The organism is Blastomonas sp. RAC04, assembly GCF_001713435.1.
Classification (GTDB): Bacteria; Pseudomonadota; Alphaproteobacteria; order Sphingomonadales; family Sphingomonadaceae; genus Blastomonas; species Blastomonas fulva.
Map to the genome: position 1 here is coordinate 266,082 of NZ_CP016460.1, position 16,267 is coordinate 282,348.

The 16,267-nt window shown below is 64.1% G+C and carries 18 protein-coding genes; 10 read left to right on the forward strand and 8 right to left on the reverse strand.

Annotated elements, in window-relative coordinates:
* Window positions 1-33 precede the first annotated feature (33 nt).
* The 5 genes from BSY18_RS02230 to BSY18_RS02250 form a co-directional block, all read right to left on the reverse strand.
* The gene (locus BSY18_RS02230; protein ID WP_069049511.1) at window positions 34-681 is read right to left on the reverse strand and encodes an inner membrane-spanning protein YciB; all 648 of its coding nucleotides are present in this window, start codon (window positions 679-681) and stop codon (window positions 34-36) included.
* Window positions 678-1,604: a signal recognition particle-docking protein FtsY gene (ftsY, locus tag BSY18_RS02235; protein ID WP_069049512.1), complete on the reverse strand. Its 927-nt coding sequence runs from the start codon at window positions 1,602-1,604 to the stop codon at window positions 678-680. Before ftsY ends, BSY18_RS02230 begins: the two co-directional genes overlap by 4 nt.
* On the reverse strand, window positions 1,601-2,872 hold the full coding sequence (gene mtaB, locus BSY18_RS02240) for a tRNA (N(6)-L-threonylcarbamoyladenosine(37)-C(2))-methylthiotransferase MtaB (RefSeq protein ID WP_069049513.1): 1,272 nt from the start codon (window positions 2,870-2,872) through the stop codon (window positions 1,601-1,603). Before mtaB ends, ftsY begins: the two co-directional genes overlap by 4 nt.
* Before the next feature lie 5 nt (window positions 2,873-2,877).
* Window positions 2,878-3,681, reverse strand: coding sequence for a diaminopimelate epimerase (gene dapF, locus BSY18_RS02245; RefSeq protein ID WP_069049514.1), 804 nt, complete (start codon window positions 3,679-3,681; stop codon window positions 2,878-2,880).
* 66 nt (window positions 3,682-3,747) lie between these two features.
* Entirely contained in the window at window positions 3,748-5,451 is a 1,704-nt protein-coding gene (locus BSY18_RS02250) for a putative bifunctional diguanylate cyclase/phosphodiesterase (protein ID WP_442856577.1), read from the reverse strand.
* Between the two features lie 415 nt (window positions 5,452-5,866).
* Here BSY18_RS02250 and ffh point away from each other — a divergent pair, with 415 nt between their 5' ends.
* The 8 genes from ffh (at window position 5,867) to BSY18_RS02290 (ending at window position 11,542) form a co-directional block, all read left to right on the forward strand.
* A complete protein-coding gene (ffh, locus tag BSY18_RS02255) occupies window positions 5,867-7,366 on the forward strand; it encodes a signal recognition particle protein (protein WP_054134479.1) in 1,500 nt (499 codons plus the stop codon).
* A gap of 35 nt (window positions 7,367-7,401) precedes the next feature.
* Window positions 7,402-7,866, forward strand: a complete 465-nt coding sequence (gene rpsP / locus BSY18_RS02260) for a 30S ribosomal protein S16 (protein WP_069049516.1) — start codon at window positions 7,402-7,404, stop codon at window positions 7,864-7,866.
* A 96-nt stretch (window positions 7,867-7,962) separates the two neighbouring features.
* Window positions 7,963-8,436 (forward strand): ribosome maturation factor RimM, encoded by a 474-nt coding sequence (gene rimM, locus BSY18_RS02265; protein WP_069049517.1) that lies wholly within the window; start codon window positions 7,963-7,965, stop codon window positions 8,434-8,436.
* A 31-nt stretch (window positions 8,437-8,467) separates the two neighbouring features.
* Entirely contained in the window at window positions 8,468-8,743 is a 276-nt protein-coding gene (locus BSY18_RS02270) for a hypothetical protein (RefSeq protein ID WP_069049518.1), read from the forward strand.
* On the forward strand, window positions 8,740-9,114 hold the full coding sequence (locus tag BSY18_RS02275; RefSeq protein ID WP_069049519.1) for a type II toxin-antitoxin system VapC family toxin: 375 nt from the start codon (window positions 8,740-8,742) through the stop codon (window positions 9,112-9,114). Before BSY18_RS02270 ends, BSY18_RS02275 begins: the two co-directional genes overlap by 4 nt.
* Window positions 9,111-9,842 carry a tRNA (guanosine(37)-N1)-methyltransferase TrmD gene (trmD, locus tag BSY18_RS02280; RefSeq protein WP_069049520.1) on the forward strand — a complete coding sequence of 244 codons (732 nt, stop codon included), beginning with the start codon at window positions 9,111-9,113 and terminating at the stop codon, window positions 9,840-9,842. Before BSY18_RS02275 ends, trmD begins: the two co-directional genes overlap by 4 nt.
* Window positions 9,843-9,852: 10 nt before the next feature.
* Complete coding sequence (gene rplS, locus BSY18_RS02285; RefSeq protein ID WP_054134473.1) at window positions 9,853-10,242, forward strand: 50S ribosomal protein L19; 390 nt, start codon at window positions 9,853-9,855, stop codon at window positions 10,240-10,242.
* A 274-nt stretch (window positions 10,243-10,516) separates the two neighbouring features.
* A complete protein-coding gene (locus BSY18_RS02290; protein WP_054134472.1) occupies window positions 10,517-11,542 on the forward strand; it encodes an aspartate-semialdehyde dehydrogenase in 1,026 nt (341 codons plus the stop codon).
* Window positions 11,543-11,598: 56 nt separating this feature from the next.
* Here BSY18_RS02290 and BSY18_RS02295 read toward each other — a convergent pair whose 3' ends face one another.
* Genes BSY18_RS02295 through BSY18_RS02305 form a run of 3 tightly spaced genes read right to left on the reverse strand, consistent with a single transcriptional unit; the run spans window position 11,599 to window position 14,731 of the window.
* Window positions 11,599-13,182: a DHA2 family efflux MFS transporter permease subunit gene (locus BSY18_RS02295; RefSeq protein WP_069049521.1), complete on the reverse strand. Its 1,584-nt coding sequence runs from the start codon at window positions 13,180-13,182 to the stop codon at window positions 11,599-11,601.
* A gap of 9 nt (window positions 13,183-13,191) precedes the next feature.
* Complete coding sequence (locus BSY18_RS02300) at window positions 13,192-14,304, reverse strand: HlyD family secretion protein (protein ID WP_069049522.1); 1,113 nt, start codon at window positions 14,302-14,304, stop codon at window positions 13,192-13,194.
* Entirely contained in the window at window positions 14,297-14,731 is a 435-nt protein-coding gene (locus tag BSY18_RS02305) for a MarR family winged helix-turn-helix transcriptional regulator (RefSeq protein ID WP_069049523.1), read from the reverse strand. The genes BSY18_RS02300 and BSY18_RS02305 overlap by 8 nt, the downstream gene beginning before the upstream one ends.
* 84 nt (window positions 14,732-14,815) lie before the next feature.
* Between BSY18_RS02305 and BSY18_RS02310 the strand changes: the two genes are divergently transcribed.
* On the forward strand, window positions 14,816-15,466 hold the full coding sequence (locus tag BSY18_RS02310) for a 2-hydroxychromene-2-carboxylate isomerase (protein WP_069049524.1): 651 nt from the start codon (window positions 14,816-14,818) through the stop codon (window positions 15,464-15,466).
* Window positions 15,463-16,230 (forward strand): alpha/beta fold hydrolase, encoded by a 768-nt coding sequence (locus BSY18_RS02315; RefSeq protein WP_069049525.1) that lies wholly within the window; start codon window positions 15,463-15,465, stop codon window positions 16,228-16,230. Before BSY18_RS02310 ends, BSY18_RS02315 begins: the two co-directional genes overlap by 4 nt.
* The last annotated feature ends 37 nt before the right edge of the window (window positions 16,231-16,267 follow it).

Sequence of the window (16,267 nt, forward strand, 5' to 3'; positions counted from 1 at the left end):
TTCCTTGTTGCTCCGAGGCCGCAGGCAATTTGTTTATTCTTTCGTTTCAGCGCCTTCAAGCGCCAACCCATGCTTCATCAGCATCGGGATCTGGCTCATCGCGAAGAGGAAGGAGAGCGCGGTGACGCCCCAGACCTTGACCGTCAGCCAGGTTTCGAAGTCGAGGCTGTAGCGCAGGGCCTCGTTGATCAGCGCCATGCCTGCAAAGAACAGCCCCCAGTTGCGCGACAGCTTCATCCAGCCGGTCTCATTGAGGCCGTCGTACGCCGCCTGCAGCAGATAGCGCAGCAGCGGGCGGCCGGTCATCCAGCCGCCCAGCAGCAGCACCGCAAACGCGGTGTAGATGATCGTCGGCTTGATCTGGATGAAACTCTCGTCGTTGAAATAGACGGTCAGCGCGCCGAAGCCGACGACCAGCACCGCCGACAGCCATAGCATCGGCGACACGCGGCCGAGCTTCCATTTGGAAACCGCCACCGCGACCAGGATCGCGGCCATGAACGCCAGCGTCCCGTTGATCGCGGCGCGGGTGGAGGCGAGCGCGGCGCCGTCGCTCTGGGTCAGCTTGAACACCGCGAAGAAGATCAGCAGCGGGCCGAAATCGAGCAGCAGCGGCAACAGGCTGCCTTCCGATTTCTTCGGCGCTATCACCTCGGTCGCATTGGGCAGTTCTTCGCTCATTTTGCTCCTCCGGCGATCACATGCGCCAGATATTCGGGGTCGAAGGGCCTCAAGTCATCGATGGTCTCGCCGACGCCGATCGCGTGGATCGGCAGGCCGAACTTCTCGGCCGCCGCCACCAATATGCCGCCACGCGCAGTGCCATCGAGCTTGGTCATCACAAGACCGGTAACGCCCGCCACCTCCTTGAAGGTTTCTATCTGCGACAGGGCGTTCTGCCCGTTGGTCGCATCGAGCACCAGCACCACGTCATGCGGTGCCTGCGGGTTGAGACGGCCCAGCACGCGGCGGATCTTGGCAAGCTCGTCCATCAGCTCGCGCTTGTTCTGCAGGCGGCCTGCGGTATCAACGATCAGCACGTCGATGCCGGTGGCAGTCGCCTGTTTGACCGCGTCGAACACGATGCCTGCTGCGTCGCCGCCTTCCTTGCCGCTGACGATGGGGATGCCCAGCCGGTCCGCCCAGATCTTGAGCTGGCCGATCGCGGCTGCGCGGAAGGTGTCACCCGCCGCCAGCATGACGCCGTAATCCTGCTCCTGGAACAGGTGGGCGAGCTTGGCGATGGTGGTGGTCTTGCCCGATCCGTTGACGCCGATCACCAGGATCACCTGCGGGCGCGGGAAGGCGATGATGTCGAGCGGTTCGGCAACGGTGCGCAAGGACTTGGCGATTTCCTCGCCGACGATCTCGCGCAGGCCTTCCTCGTCGAGCCCGCGTTCGAAGCGCCCTTCGGACAGCCGCGTGCGCACCTTGCCCGCCATCTGGGGCCCAAGATCGCTGACGATCAGCGCTTCCTCGATCTCGTCCAGCTGGTCCTCGTCAAGCCGCGACTTGGTGACCAGCCCGGTGATGTTCTGGGTCAGCTTGTCCGACGTCTTGCGAAAGCCGCCCAGGAGGCGCTCGCTCCAGCTGCCCTCGGTCATATTCTTGTCTCCGCTGTCAGCGTATCGCCATCCTGCCCCGTGATCGTCACTGGCACGATCTTTCCGATATGGGAAGGATCGGCCGCAGGCAAAGCGATGCGCACAAAGTTTTCGCCATGGCCGGTGCGCCCGTCGCGCTCGACCAGGAGGTTCTGCCGGGTCCCGAGCAGCGACTGGCGCCAGCGATCGGCCCGGCTCTTCGCCGCGGCGCGCATCTCGGCAGCGCGGGCCTTGACCAGCGCGCGGTCCAGCTGAGGCATCCGCGCTGCGGGCGTTCCCGCGCGGGGCGAGAAGGGGAAGATATGGCCGTGGACCACGTCGCAGGCATCAAGGATCGCAAGGTTCTGCGCATGCATCGCCTCGTCTTCGGTCGGAAAGCCGGCGATCAGGTCCGCGCCGATCGCGATCTCGGGGCGCTTGGCCTTCATCCGCTCGACCAGCGCGATCGCCTGCGCCCGGCTGTGGCGGCGCTTCATCCGCTTCAGGATCATGTCGTCACCCGACTGCATTGACAGGTGGACGTGCGGCATGATGCGGGGCTCTTCGGTGATCAGGTCGAACAGGCGATCGTCCACCTCGACCCCGTCGAGCGAGGACAGCCGCAGGCGCTGGAGCGCCGGCACCAGCTTGAGGATGCGTTCGATCAGCATTCCCAGGGTCGGCGATCCGGGCAGGTCCGGGCCATAGCTGGTGACGTCGACCCCGGTCAGCACCACCTCGGCATAGCCGCGATCGACCAGCGCGCGCACCGCATCGACCACCGCGCCTGCAGGCACCGAGCGGCTGTTGCCGCGGCCATAAGGGATGATGCAGAAGGTGCAGCGATGATCACAGCCGTTCTGCACCTCGACGAACGCGCGGGCATGTTCGGCAAAGCTGGTGACCATGTGTGGTGCGGTCTGGCGGACCGCCATGATGTCGGAGACGCGGGCCTTGGCATTGGCGCGCGGATCAAAGCTCGCGGCATCGAGCTTGTCGATATTGCCCAGCACCCGGTCGACCTCGGGCATGCCCGCGAACATCGCAGGGTCCGTCTGCGCTGCGCACCCGGTGACCACGATCTGCGCTTCGGGCCGGGACTTCCGCGCCTTGCGGATGGCCTGCCGCGTCTGGCGCACCGCCTCGTTGGTCACCGCACAGCTGTTGATCACCACCACGTCGTCGCGCCCGGCCAGCAGGCTGCGCATCGCCTCACCCTCGGCAATGTTGAGGCGGCAGCCCATCGAGATGATCTCGGGGCCGGTCGCGGAGACAACGGGTTCGGCCATCGGCGTCAGATGTCGATCTCGCCGGTGAAGACGTGCGTGGTCGGCCCGGTCATCGACACATGGCCGCCCGGCTGCCAGTCGATGGTCAGCGTGCCACCGGGCAGGTGCACCTGCACCGGACCAGTCACCAGCTTGCGGCGGATCGCGGCAACCGCAGTCGCGCACGCCCCGGTGCCGCACGCGAGCGTCAGCCCCGCGCCGCGTTCCCACACCCGCAGATGGATGCCGTCATCGGCGATCTGTGCCACGTTGACGTTGACTCGTTCGGGGAACAGCGGGTCGTGTTCGATCAGCGGCCCCAGCCGTTCGAGGTCGACTGCGGCACCGTCAGCGACGAAGAAGATTACGTGCGGATTGCCCATGCTGACAGCGGCAGGGTCGGTCAGATCCTCCCAGCCCACGGGCAGATGCGCCGTGTCCATGGGGTAGGCGAGGGGGAGGGTGTCCCACTCCAGCCCCGGCAGCCCCATGTCGATGGTCACCGCGCCATCGCCGAGCGTGCCGTGCAGCAGGCCCGCGCCGGTCTCGATCAGCACATCGTGCCCCGCCAGCGCGACGACGCAGCGGGTGGCATTGCCGCAGGCGCTGACTTCGCTGCCGTCATGGTTGAAGATCTGCATCGCCATGTCGGCGGTGCCAGAGGCGCTGGGCGCACGCATCACGATCAGCTGGTCGCAGCCGATGCCCAGATGCCGGTCGGCAAGCGCGCGGACCTGCTCGGCCGTCAGCGAAAGATCATGCTCGCGGGCGTCGAAAATGACGAAGTCATTGCCGAGGCCGTGCATCTTGTGGAAGCGGTGTTGCGCCATGGCCGCGCTTTAGACGTTGCAGGCGGGCTTGAGAAGGCCAATCGGGATTGTCGCCCCGCCGAGCGGTTATTCGCCTAGGGCGGCGCGGCGCTGCGGTTCGGTAAGGCCCGCAAGATCGTCGGTGTCGTCCGAATGGTCCTGCGTGCGCGGCTGCACAGGAAGGCCCAGCATGTTGCGGTCGGCAAGCAGGCGGCGCGCCTGTTCGACAGACAGGGGCTGGCCGAAATGGAAGCCCTGGCCCTTGGCGCAGCCGATTGCAGTCAGGTGCTCGATCAGGTCGCCATCCTCGATTCCTTCGGCGGTGATCGGCAGCCCCATCGACTCGCCCAGCAGGGCGATGGTCTGGACGATGGCGCGGCTTTCCTTGCTCTCGTTCATCGAGGTGACGAAGCTGCGGTCGATCTTGATACGGTCGAACGGCAGCGCGCGCAGATGCGCGAGCGAGCTGTAGCCGGTGCCGAAATCGTCGAGCGCGACGCGCACGCCCTGGTTCTTCAGGCTGCCGATGATCGACTGGGCGAGCCCCATGTTCTCGAACAGGCAGCTTTCGGTGATCTCGATCTCCAGCCGGCTGGCGGGAAATCCGGTCTCGACCAGCAGCTTGACGATCTTCTGGGCCAGCCACGGGTCGCGCAGCTGGACCGGCGAGATGTTGACCGAGATGGTCAGGCTCTGGTCCCAGTTGCGCGCGTCCTCCATCGCCTGGCGGATGACGCAGGCGGACAGGTCGCCGATCATGCCGGTGTCCTCGGCGATGGGGATGAAGATATCGGGCGCGATCTGGCCCAACTCGGGCGAGTTCCAGCGTGCGAGCACCTCGAAGCCGATCAGCGTTCCGGAAGCCAGGTCGATCTGCTGTTCGTAATAGGGCACGAACTCGCCGCGGCCGATGCCGATGCGCATTCCCGATTCGATCTTGTTGCGGAACTGGACTTCGCTTTCCATCCGCGGGTCGAACCAGCAATAGCGGTTGCGGCCGTGCTTCTTGCTCGCATACATCGCGATGTCGGCGCGACGCATCAGCACGTCCAGGCTGTTGTCGCACAGGTCTGCGCGCGCAATGCCGATCGACGCGGTGACGGTCAGTTCGGCATCGCCATGGCCCACGGGACCAGGGATCGGCTTGCTGACCTGCTCGATCATGTCCTCTGCCACGCGCTGCACGGTTTCCGGGAAATCGGCGTCGAAGATGAAGGTGCAGGCGAATTCGTCGCCGCCCAGCCGCGCAACATGGCTGTTGGGGGGCATGGTCGCCTTCAGTCGCCGCGCGACCTCGACCAGCACCTTGTCGCCTGCGTCATGGCCCTGGATGTCGTTGATGTTCTTGAAGTTGTCTAGGTCGAGCATGAGGTACGCAACCGTCATCTCGCGCCGCGTGGCCTGGGCGATCAGGCTCGATGTCGCCTCGCCGATGGCGCGGCGGTTGAGGCAGCCCGTCAGCGGATCGGTGACCGCCAGAGTCTTGGCCTGCTCCTCGGCGTTCTTGTGATGCGCAATCTCGTCGTAAAGCTCGCTGTAGCGCCGCCAGCCGAAGATGATCAGCGCGATGTTGAGCAGAAGCGCGGTGACCGCGATGTTGTCCGGAGAGACCGCCATGCCATGATAGCGGTTGATCACGGTCGGGAGGACGCTGCCGGCTGTGCCGACGAACATCAGGATAGCTGCGGTCATGATGCCGCCTGCAATGAAGTCGCGTCCCCGCACCGCTCGGTCGGCCAGAGCCCCCGTGCGATCGCTGTTGGTGGGATCGGATTTCACGTTTTGCACCATCATTCCCCTCAACCGGCCTGGATTATCCGGCTGAATGGCAAGGAACGTAAGCCGCGAGCGTTAAAACATCGTTTACGCTTGGGAAGGGGCGAAGGGCGGCTTTTCAGTATTTCTGGGCGACACGATGGTCAAGATGCGGTTAAGCAGGCCCCGGCCGCGCCGCCTTGCGGTGCGGGGGTTGCCAGCGGACCGAGGTTGCGCTAATGGCCCGCCCAGCCTGTGTGCACCCGATAGTGCATGGGCATCCTGTCCCGCCGCTGAAACCGCATTGCCGGTCCATGCGCGCGCCGGTCGGCGAGGTTTCGCCCACCGGCGTTTTGTGCGTTTGGCGCAAGGGCAGGCCTGGCCGATGAGCCGGGGTGGTTGATCGGGACGGTTTGGCGGGCCATGTGGGCGGGCAGAAGGAGAAGCGGATATGTTCGATAATCTGACTGATCGCCTTGGCGGCGTGTTCGACAAGCTGCGTGGCCGCGGCGCGCTGAAGGAAGAGGACGTCCGCTCGGCGATGCGCGAAGTCCGCATCGCGCTGCTCGAAGCCGATGTCGCTTTGCCCGTCGTCCGCGATTTCATCAATTCCGTCACCGAAAAGGCCGTGGGCCAGTCGGTGCTCAAGTCGGTCGCGCCCGGCCAGCAGGTCGTCAAGATCGTCAACGACGCGCTGACCGAAATGCTGGGATCCGAAGCCAGCGACCTCGATCTCGCCGTAGCCCCGCCCGCCGTCATCATGATGGTCGGCCTGCAGGGCTCGGGCAAGACCACCAGCACCGCCAAGATCGCCAAGCTGCTCAAGGAAAAGCACGGCAAGAAGGTCATGATGGCCTCGCTCGACGTGCAGCGCCCTGCCGCGCAGGAGCAGCTCAAGGTGCTGGGCGAGCAGGTCAACGTCGCCACGCTGCCGATCGTTGCGGGCCAGATGCCGGTGGATATTGCGCGCCGGGCGCTTCAGTCCGCCAAGCTGCAGTCGTTCGATGTCGTGATGCTCGATACCGCGGGTCGCCTGCATGTCGACCAGCAGCTTATGGACGAGATGAAGGCGGTCGCCAATGAGGCAACGCCCAAGGAAATCCTGCTCGTCGTCGACTCGCTCACCGGTCAGGACGCGGTCAACGTTGCGCAGAACTTCTCAGAGCAGGTGCCGCTGACCGGCGTCGTGCTGACCCGCATGGACGGCGATGCGCGCGGCGGTGCGGCGCTTTCGATGCGTGCTGTCACTGGCCGTCCGATCAAGTTTGTCGGCATGGGCGAGAAGATGGACGCGATCGAGCCGTTCCATCCGGGCCGGGTCGCTGGCCGCATCTTGGGCATGGGCGACGTCGTCAGCCTGGTCGAAAAGGCCGCTGCGACGGTCGAGCGCGAAGACGCCGACAAGCTCGCCGCCAAGATGTCCAAGGGTCAGTTCGACATGAACGACCTGCGCACCCAGCTTCGCCAGATGACCAAGATGGGCGGCCTCGGTGCGCTTGCAGGCATGATGCCGGGCATGAAGAAGGCCAAGGCGGCGATGAGCGCGAGCGGTGTCGACGACAAGGTGCTGGTGCATATGGATGCCATCATCGGATCGATGACCCCCAAAGAGCGCGAGAAACCCGCCTTGCTCAACGCCAAGCGCAAGATCCGCATCGCCAAGGGATCGGGAACCACCGTGCAGGACGTCAACCGGGTGCTCAAGATGCATCAGGAGATGGAAGGCGCGATGAAGAAGATCCGCAAGATGGGCGGCCTCAAGGGGCTGGCCGCGATGTTCGGCGGCGGCGGTGGCGGCGGTCCTCTGGGCGGCGGCAAGATGCCGACCGAGGACGATATCGCCGGGCTTTTGGGTGGCGGCAACGGTGGCGGCGGCAAGGGCATTTCCGGCGGGCTGCCGGGACTGCCCAACGGGCTTCCCCCGGGCTTTCAGAATTTCAAGAAAAAGTGATTTAAATCTAATTATATCAGAAAGGTAAGGTTCACATGTCTATTTCCATGCGTCTGTCGCGCGGCGGTTCCAAGAAGCGCCCCTATTACAAGATCGTCGTTGCCAACAGCCGCGCACCGCGTGACGGCAAGTATCTCGAGCAGATCGGCATCTACAACCCGCTGCTCGCCAAGGATTCGGGCGAGCGCGTCAAGATCAATGAAGAGCGCGCCAAGCACTGGCTGTCGGTCGGCGCGCAGCCCACCGATCGCGTTGCCCGCTTCCTCGACACCATGGGCATCAAGGAACGCAAGGCGACCGTGAACCTGAAGAAGGGTGAACCGGGGGAAAAGGCCAAGGAACGCGCTGAAGAGAAGGCGACCAAGATCGCCGAAGCCGAAGAAGCCGCTCGCGCTGCCGAAGAAGCCAAGAACGCACCGGCTGAAGAGCCCGCCACTGAAGAAGCGCCCACTGAAGAAGCCGCTGCTGAAGAAGCACCTGCTGAATCGGCCGAAGGCTAAGCCACGACGCCTCTCCCCTCCCGCTTGCGGGAGGGGAGGGTCCGGCTTGCCGGACCGGGGTGGGCAAAGATTGAACGCACTGTTGAAAGCGCCTCTATGCCCGACCGTCCGATAACCCTGGCCGTCATCGTCGGCGCGCATGGCGTGACCGGCGAAGTGCGCCTCAAGCTGTTCGGCTCCGGCCTCGACGGCGTGAAGGCGCACAAGAGCTTCAACAGCGGAGCGTTGACCCTCAAGTCGCTGCGTCCGCAGAAGGACCTCGGCATCGCGCGCTTTGCCGAGATCACCGACCGCAACGCCGCCGAAGCGGCGCGCGGCACCGAACTCACCGTCCCGCGCTCCGCGCTTCCGCCCTTGGGCGAGGGCGAATACTATCATGCCGACATGATCGGCCTGCTCGTAGTGTCCGAAACCGGCGAGCCGCTCGGTACCGTTCGTGCGATCGAAGATTTCGGCGCAGGCGACCTGCTCGATATCGCGAGGCCCGACGGCAAGACCTTCATGGTTCCGGTCGCATCCGCCGATATCGGCGACGACCGCATCGCGATTGACCCTGTGTGGGCCGAATAGTATATACATCGCGTATATACAGGAGGCCGTGATGGGTAAGGAATACCGGGCAAAGAGTTTCAAGTCTGGCAATTCCGTCGCCATGCGCATGCCTGCGGCACTGGGGATCGAACCGGATCGGGAGTGGACGATCACCGAACAGAATGGCGAATATGTTGTTCGGGAAATCGGCGCGCCAAGGCGCAAGTTCAATATCGATAAGGTGGCGGGGTCAGCGACCAGCCTCAAACCGATCAAACCCGAGGACAGGGTGTTTGAAGAGCGGCCGCTGCGCTGGGATTTGTTGGGCGGCAGTGACGGTTCATGAAATACCTGCTCGACAGTAACGTCGTCATTGCCCTGACGATGAACGCAGACGATCGTGTTGTCGGTCGCGCCGGTGAGTGTTTTGAGGGGGACATTGTCACGTCCGCCATCGCTATCGCCGAGGTTGCTCTCGGATCGGTTCGGGGAAAGCCCCCTGGGTTCGCTCAACTGCAAGCCTTTCTCGAGGAAGTACCCGTCTTGGCCTTCGACATCGCAGCAGCCCGCGCCTATGCCGCGTTGCCGTTCAAGCGTCGCAGCTATGACCGCCTGATTGCTGCACAGGCATTGTCCCAGAATCTTATCATGGTCACGGACAATGAGAATGATTTCGCCGACATCCCCGGCCTCAAGGTCGAGAACTGGACCCAATGACCTTCGCAGCCCAGATCCTCACGCTCTACCCCGAGATGTTCCCTGGCCCGCTCGGCCACAGCATCGCGGGGCGTGCGCTGTCCGAGGGGCGGTGGTCGCTCGACGCGATCCAGATTCGTGACTTTGCCACCGACAAGCACCGCAGTGTCGATGATACGCCTGCGGGTGGCGGGGCGGGGATGGTGCTGCGCGCCGATGTGCTCGCCAGCGCGGTCGATCATGCACTTGAACGCTCGCCGAACGCGCCAGTGATCGCGATGACACCGCGCGGCGCGCCGCTCACCCAAGCGCGCGTAAGGCAACTCGCGGACGGCCCAGGCGTGACGATCCTGTGCGGGCGATTCGAGGGGTTTGACGAGCGATTGTTCGAGGCGAGGCCGATCGAGGAGATTTCGATCGGCGATTACGTGCTTTCGGGCGGGGAAACCGGGGCTTTAGTGCTGCTTGACGCTTGCGTTCGGCTGTTGCCCGATGTAATGGGCGCCTCTTCCAGCGGAGACGAAGAATCGTTCGAGAACGGTTTGCTCGAATATCCGCACTACACCCGACCTCAAATTTGGGAAGGGCGTGCGATCCCCGAAGTGCTGCGATCGGGGGATCACGCGAAAATCCGGGCATGGCGTGACAGCCAGGCTGCGGAGATAACACGGCTAAGGCGGCCGGATCTTTGGGAGCGCCATGGGGGCGCTCCGGATCAGTCGCCCTCTGGTGCGCGGCGAAAAAGATAGGACAGGTCATATGAACCTCATCCAGACGCTCGAAGCTGAAGCTATCGAGGCATTCAAGGCTAGCAAGACCATCCCCGACTTCCGGGCTGGCGATACCATCCGCGTCGGCGTGCGCGTGGTCGAAGGCGACCGCACCCGCGTCCAGAATTACGAAGGCGTGTGCATTGCACGTTCGAACCGGGGCCTCGGCTCCAACTTCACCGTGCGCAAGATTTCGTTCGGTGAAGGCGTCGAGCGCGTGTTCCCGCTCTATTCGCCCAACATCGATTCGATCACCGTGGTGCGCCGCGGCGTCGTGCGTCGTGCGAAGCTGTATTATCTGCGCGGCCTGACCGGCAAACGCGCACGTATTGCAGAGCGTCGCGACAACCGTCCCGCCAAGGGCAGCACCGAAGCCTGATCGTTTTCGACAGTCTTTGATCTTGCAAAAGGGCGGTCTGCAAAGGCCGCCCTTTTTCGTTGTCACGTCGTCCCGATGCAGGCCCGCCCAACTCCCCGATCCCCATCCGGGAATTTTCGGCGAGTTGAAGGCAAGCGGATGGACGGTTTGTTTCGCAAGCTGCAGATGTGGCGCAATAAAATCTTCGCGCCGTCGCATCTTCGCCACTCGCAGCTTGTATTGCCGGGGCTGAGCCGCTAGGCGCCCCGGTGCATTGCACTGGAGGAATTGATCCGTGGGTTATCGAGTAGTCGTAGTCGGCGCGACCGGAAATGTCGGTCGCGAAATGCTGGCCATCCTGGCCGAGCGCGAGTTCCCGATTGATGAAATCGCAGCTGTTGCCTCGTCGCGTTCGACGGGCACCACGGTCGAGTTCGGCGATACCGGCAAGATGATCAAGGTGCAGAACATCGAGCACTTTGATTTCACCGGCTGGGATATCGCGCTGTTCGCAGCCGGCTCTGCCGCGACCAAGATCTATGCGCCCAAGGCCGCCTCGCAGGGCTGCGTCGTCATCGACAACTCGTCGCTGTATCGCATGGAGCCCGACGTGCCGCTGATCGTTCCGGAAGTGAACCCCGATGCGATCGATGGCTACAAGGCGCGCAACATCATCGCCAACCCCAATTGTTCGACCGCTCAATTGGTCGTCGCGCTCAAGCCTCTGCACGATGCCGCGACGATCAAGCGGGTCGTCGTCGCGACCTATCAGTCGGTGTCGGGCGCGGGCAAGGAAGGCATGGACGAGCTGTTCGAGCAGTCGCGCAACATCTTCGTCGGCGACAGCGCTGAAGCAAAGAAGTTCACCAAGCAGATCGCCTTCAACGTCATCCCGCACATCGATGTCTTCCTCGACGATGGGTCGACCAAGGAAGAGTGGAAGATGGTGGTCGAGACCAAGAAGATCCTCGATCCCAAGATCAAGCTGGTCGCGACCTGCGTGCGCGTGCCAGTGTTCGTCGGCCATTCGGAAGCGGTTAACATCGAGTTCGAAAACGAACTGAGCGCCGAGGACGCGCAGAAGATCCTGCGTGAAGCGCCGGGAATCATGCTGGTCGACAAGCGCGAAGACGGCGGATACGTGACCCCGGTCGAGTGCGTCGGCGATGGCGCGACCTATATCAGCCGCGTGCGCGACGACAGCACGGTCGAGAACGGCATCTCCTTGTGGTGCGTGTCGGACAACCTGCGCAAGGGCGCGGCACTCAACGCGGTGCAGATCGCCGAACTGCTGGGCCGCCGCCACCTCAAAAAGGGCTGAAACGTAAGCGCGGTGAGGGCGCTAACCTCACCGCGCTTTACGAGCCTTCTGTGCTCTCACTCCCCGATATGGACCGGGGCGACGGCCATGTTCTTGGGGCGGCGCAGCAGCAGAAGCAGCGGGATCGCGGCGAGATTGACCAGCATCATCGCGTGGAAATCGTCGATATAGGCGATCATCGCTGCCTGGCGGTTGATCTGGGCATTGACCACCAGCAACGCCGCATCGCCCAGCGACCCGAACTTGTCGGCAGTGCCGGGGTCCAGCATAGAAAGCGACGAACCGGTGATGTGCGCGGCCAGATCGCTGTGGCTGACCTGGATATTGAAGCTGAGCAATGTGGTCAGCACGGAGATGCTGACCGACGCGCCCAGGCTGCGGGCCAGGTTGAGCAGGCTGGCACCATCTGTACGGTGGCGGGGCTCGAGCGTGGCAAACGCCAGAAAATTGAGCGGGATGAACAACAGGCCCATCCCGATCCCCTGCACGAACCCTGCGACCACTATCGGGTGCCAGGTCATGTCCAGCGACCATCCAGTCATCATCCACAGCGAATAGGTCGCGGTCGCAGCCCCGGTGATCATCAGATAGCGCGGGTCGACCGTGTTCACCAGCCTGCCTGCCACCCCCATGCTGATCAGGATGCCCAGCCCGCGCGGGGCCAGCAGCAGGCCGGTATCCAGCACCGAATAGCCGAACAGCTGCTGCAGCATCGGCGGTAGCAGCGCCATGCTGGCAAACATCACCACGCCCACCACCAGCATGAACAGCAAGGCAGCGGCCATGTTGCGATTGCCCAGCAGGCCGCGCTCGAACAGCGGATTGCGACCCCAGATCATATGCACCGCGAAAATCCACAGACATGAAATCGAGATTGCGGCTTCGATCAGGATTTCGGGGCTGGAAAACCAGTCGAGCTGGGTGCCGCGATCGAGCATGATCTGCATCGCGGCAAGCCCGAGCGCGAGCATCGAAAAGCCGAACAGGTCGAACCGGCGGCGGGTGCGCTCCCGGCTGGGCAGCAGCCAGGCAAGCAGCGCGATGGTGACGATGCCCACCGGCACATTGACCAGAAACACCCAGCGCCAGCTGTAGCTCTCCGTCAGCCAGCCGCCCAGCACCGGCCCCATGATCGGCCCGATCATGATCCCCATGCCCCAGATCGACATCGCGCGCGCCTGGCCGCTGGGCGGGTTGATGTCCATCAGCACGGTCTGCGACAAGGGACCGATGAATGCTGCAGCAATCCCCTGGATGGCACGGAACAGCACCATCTCTTCCAGCGTGGCCGCCGCGCCGCACGCCATCGAGGCGAGCGTGAAGGCGATGACCGCCCAGACGAACAGGTTGCGTGATCCGACGCGCTCGGCCAGCCAGCCGGTGATCGGCATCGCGATCGCAGATGCGACCAGATAGCTGGTCAGCGCCCAGGTCACCGTATCGGCGGTTGCGCCCAGGCTGGATTGCATGTGCGGAAGCGCGACATTGGCGATAGTGGTGTCGAGGATCTGCATGATCGTCGCCATCATCACTGCGAGCGTCAGCAGTCCCCGGTGGCGAACCGGCATGGCGGGCAGGTCGATGGGCAGGGCCCCCGGCGCAGGCCCGGCGAAACGGGCAGGGGCGGCGCGGCTGGCCATTGCCCGGTCCTAGCGGTGCTTGCCGGTATCAATAGTGACGTCTGCCGAAAGCCCTGCGATCAGCCGCCGGTCAGCGGTTTTGTCCAGCCGGATGCGTACCGGCACCCGCTGGGTTACCTTCACCCAGTTGCCGGTCGCATTCTGCGCCGGAAGGATCGAGAACTCCGACCCCGTTCCCGCGCCGATGCTTTCCACCCGCCCGGTCAGCTTGAGATCGGGATAGGCATCCAGCCTGACCTCGGCTGGCTGACCAACCCGCATGTGGTTGAGGTCGGTCTCCTTGAAATTTGCCTCGATCCAGCTGCGGTCATCGACCACCAGTGTGAGCGCGGGAAGGCCGACGACCATGGCCTGGCCGCGCTGCAGCCGCTCTGCCTGGACCACGCGGCCACCAACGGGCGCGCGGATCACGGTGCGGTCGAGATTGAGCGCAGCAGTGTCGCGACGCACCCGGGCCTGCGCGATGGCGGGGCTGACGCCCGGGACAGCCGTTCCAGTTGCCAGCCGCGATCTCGCCTCGGCCGCGCTGGCCTCGGCAGCGCGCAGTTGCTCGCGCGCCATTTCTACCCTGCGCTCGGCTTCGTCGAGCCGTGCCCTGGTGGTGAAACCGCGCTCCATCAGCGCCTGCTGGCGCTCCAGATCGATCCGCGCATAGGCGATTGCATCGCGCGCGGACGCTATCCCGACGCCAGTCGAGCGCGCTTCGCTCGCCAGCGTGGCGACCGAGACCTCAGCGCCTGCGATATCGGCATCGGCCTGGCGCACGGCCAGCGCATAGGGTTCGGGATCGACGCGGAAGAGGATGTCGCCCTGCTTGACGGACATGTTCTCGCGGACCCTGACATCGATGATGCGCCCGCCGACCTCTGCCGAAATGGCAACCTTGTCCTGCTGCACATAGGCATTGTCGGTGGAGACATAGCGCCCGCCAGACAGCCAGTAATAGGCGCCCAAAGCCAGCAGCACGACAGGCACCGCCAGCATCAGGCCGCGCACGGCCCAGCGCCGGGAAGGCTTTTCCCGGATATCGATCGCGGAAGGTCGGCTGCCTGCTTCGGACGCCGGCGCGACCAAAGTGTCCTGCGTTTCGGGGGAGGTTGCCTTGCTGTCGCCGTCAAGCATCGACCGCCTCCCGCCGCGACAGGTTCAAGCGCATGCGCTCGACAAGATCGCCCAGAACGGCGCGCTCTTCCTGGCTCAGCCCTGTCAGGGCAAGCTCCTGCACCAGATCGGCCTCGCGCTGCAGTTGCGCCATCAGCGGTTCGGCCTTTTCGGTCAGATACAGGTTCCAGGCGCGGCGGTCGTTCGGATCGGGCTTGCGGCACACCATGCCCGATTCCACCAGCCGATCGATCATCCGCGAAAGCGTGATCGGCTCGACTTCGAGCAGATCGGCCATCTCGCTCTGGCGCATGCCGGGCTCGCGCTTGAGCCGTGCGACCGTGCGCCATTGCAGGCTGGTCATTCCCAGATCGCGGATGTTGCCGTCGAACATCCGGCGGAAAAGCCTGGCGGTATCGTTGATGAGAAAACCGATCGAGTCTGTCATGGCTATCGATATAATAGCATATGACACTAACTCAAAGTGCGAATGCATTTGCATCCGGACGGATGTTTTGGCAGTCTTTGTGTCATGACATTGACAGCCGACATCTTCTGGTCGTTCCGCTCGCCTTACAGCTATCTCGCGACGCGGCGGTATCGCGCGATGGCAGAGCGCTATGACCTCGCGCTCAACCTGCGCCCGGTCTATCCGCTGGCGATCCGCCAACCCGATTTCTTCGAGAAGAGCCAGCCCGGCTGGCTGCGTTACACGCTGACAGACGTATTCCGGCTGGCGCAGTATCTGGACATCCCGTTCGCGCCGCCGAACCCAGACCCGATCAAGCAGAACATCGCGACGCGGACGATCTCGCCCGACCAGCCTCATGTCTATCGCATCACGCGGCTGGGGCAGGTGGCCTCGCGTCAGGGCAGGAGCCTTGCCTTCTGCGACGAGGTTTCGCGGCTGATCTGGGGCGGCACCGCTGGCTGGCACGAGGGCGAGCATCTGGCAGGGGCAGCCGCGCGGGCCGGGCTTGACCTCGCCGAGCTTGACGCCATTGCGCTGGCCGAGCCCGAGGCGCTGGACGCCGAGCTTGCCGCCAACCAGGAAGCGCTGGAAATGGCGGGCCACTGGGGCGTGCCGACCCTGGTGTTCGATGGCGAACCGTTTTTCGGTCAGGATCGGATCGATCTTGCCATCTGGCGCATGGAGCAGGCTGGCCTTAAAGAGCGGGGATGACCCAGCCCAGCACCACCATCACCACCAGCCGCATCCGCTCCTTCGACGGCACCGAGCTTGCGGTGCACCAAACCGGCGAGGGCAGGGCGCTGTTGCTGCTCCACGGGCTGTTCTCGAGCGCGGAGACCAACTGGATCAAGTTCGGCCATGCGGCAAGGCTGGCGAGCGCGGGCTTTCGCGTCATCATGCCCGATCTGCGCGCGCACGGCGCAAGCGGCGCGCCGCATGATCCAGCCGCTTATCCGCGCGATGTGCTGGTCGACGATGCATTGTCGCTGATCGATACGCTCGGGCTCGATGATTTCGACCTCGGTGGCTTCTCGCTGGGGGCGCGCACCACCGCCAAGCTGCTGGCGGCAGGGGTGACCCCGCGCAAGGCGGTGCTCGCCGGCATGGGCTGGGAAGGGCTGACCGGCTGGGGACGGCGGCGCGATTTCTTCGTCACCGCGATCAACCTGCGCGACGAGGTCAAACGCGGCGATCCGCATTTTCTGGCGGTTGCGTTCATGAAGACCCAGGGGATCGACCCCATCGCTGCGCGCTTGCTGCTAGACAGCTTTGGCGACGTCGATACCGATGCGCTGGTCAAGCGCGACGTTCCCGTGCTGGTGGTCTGCGGCGCCGACGACCAGGACAACGGCTCTGCGCCCGAGCTGGCGCGGCAGCTGCACGTTGCAACCTATCGCGAGATCAGGGGCACGCACATGTCGAGCGTGCTGGAGCCCGCGCTGGCGGACGAAATGGTTTCATTTCTCACCGCTTGACGCTCCGCCGTGGCGGTTCCATCGTTGCTGCCATGCT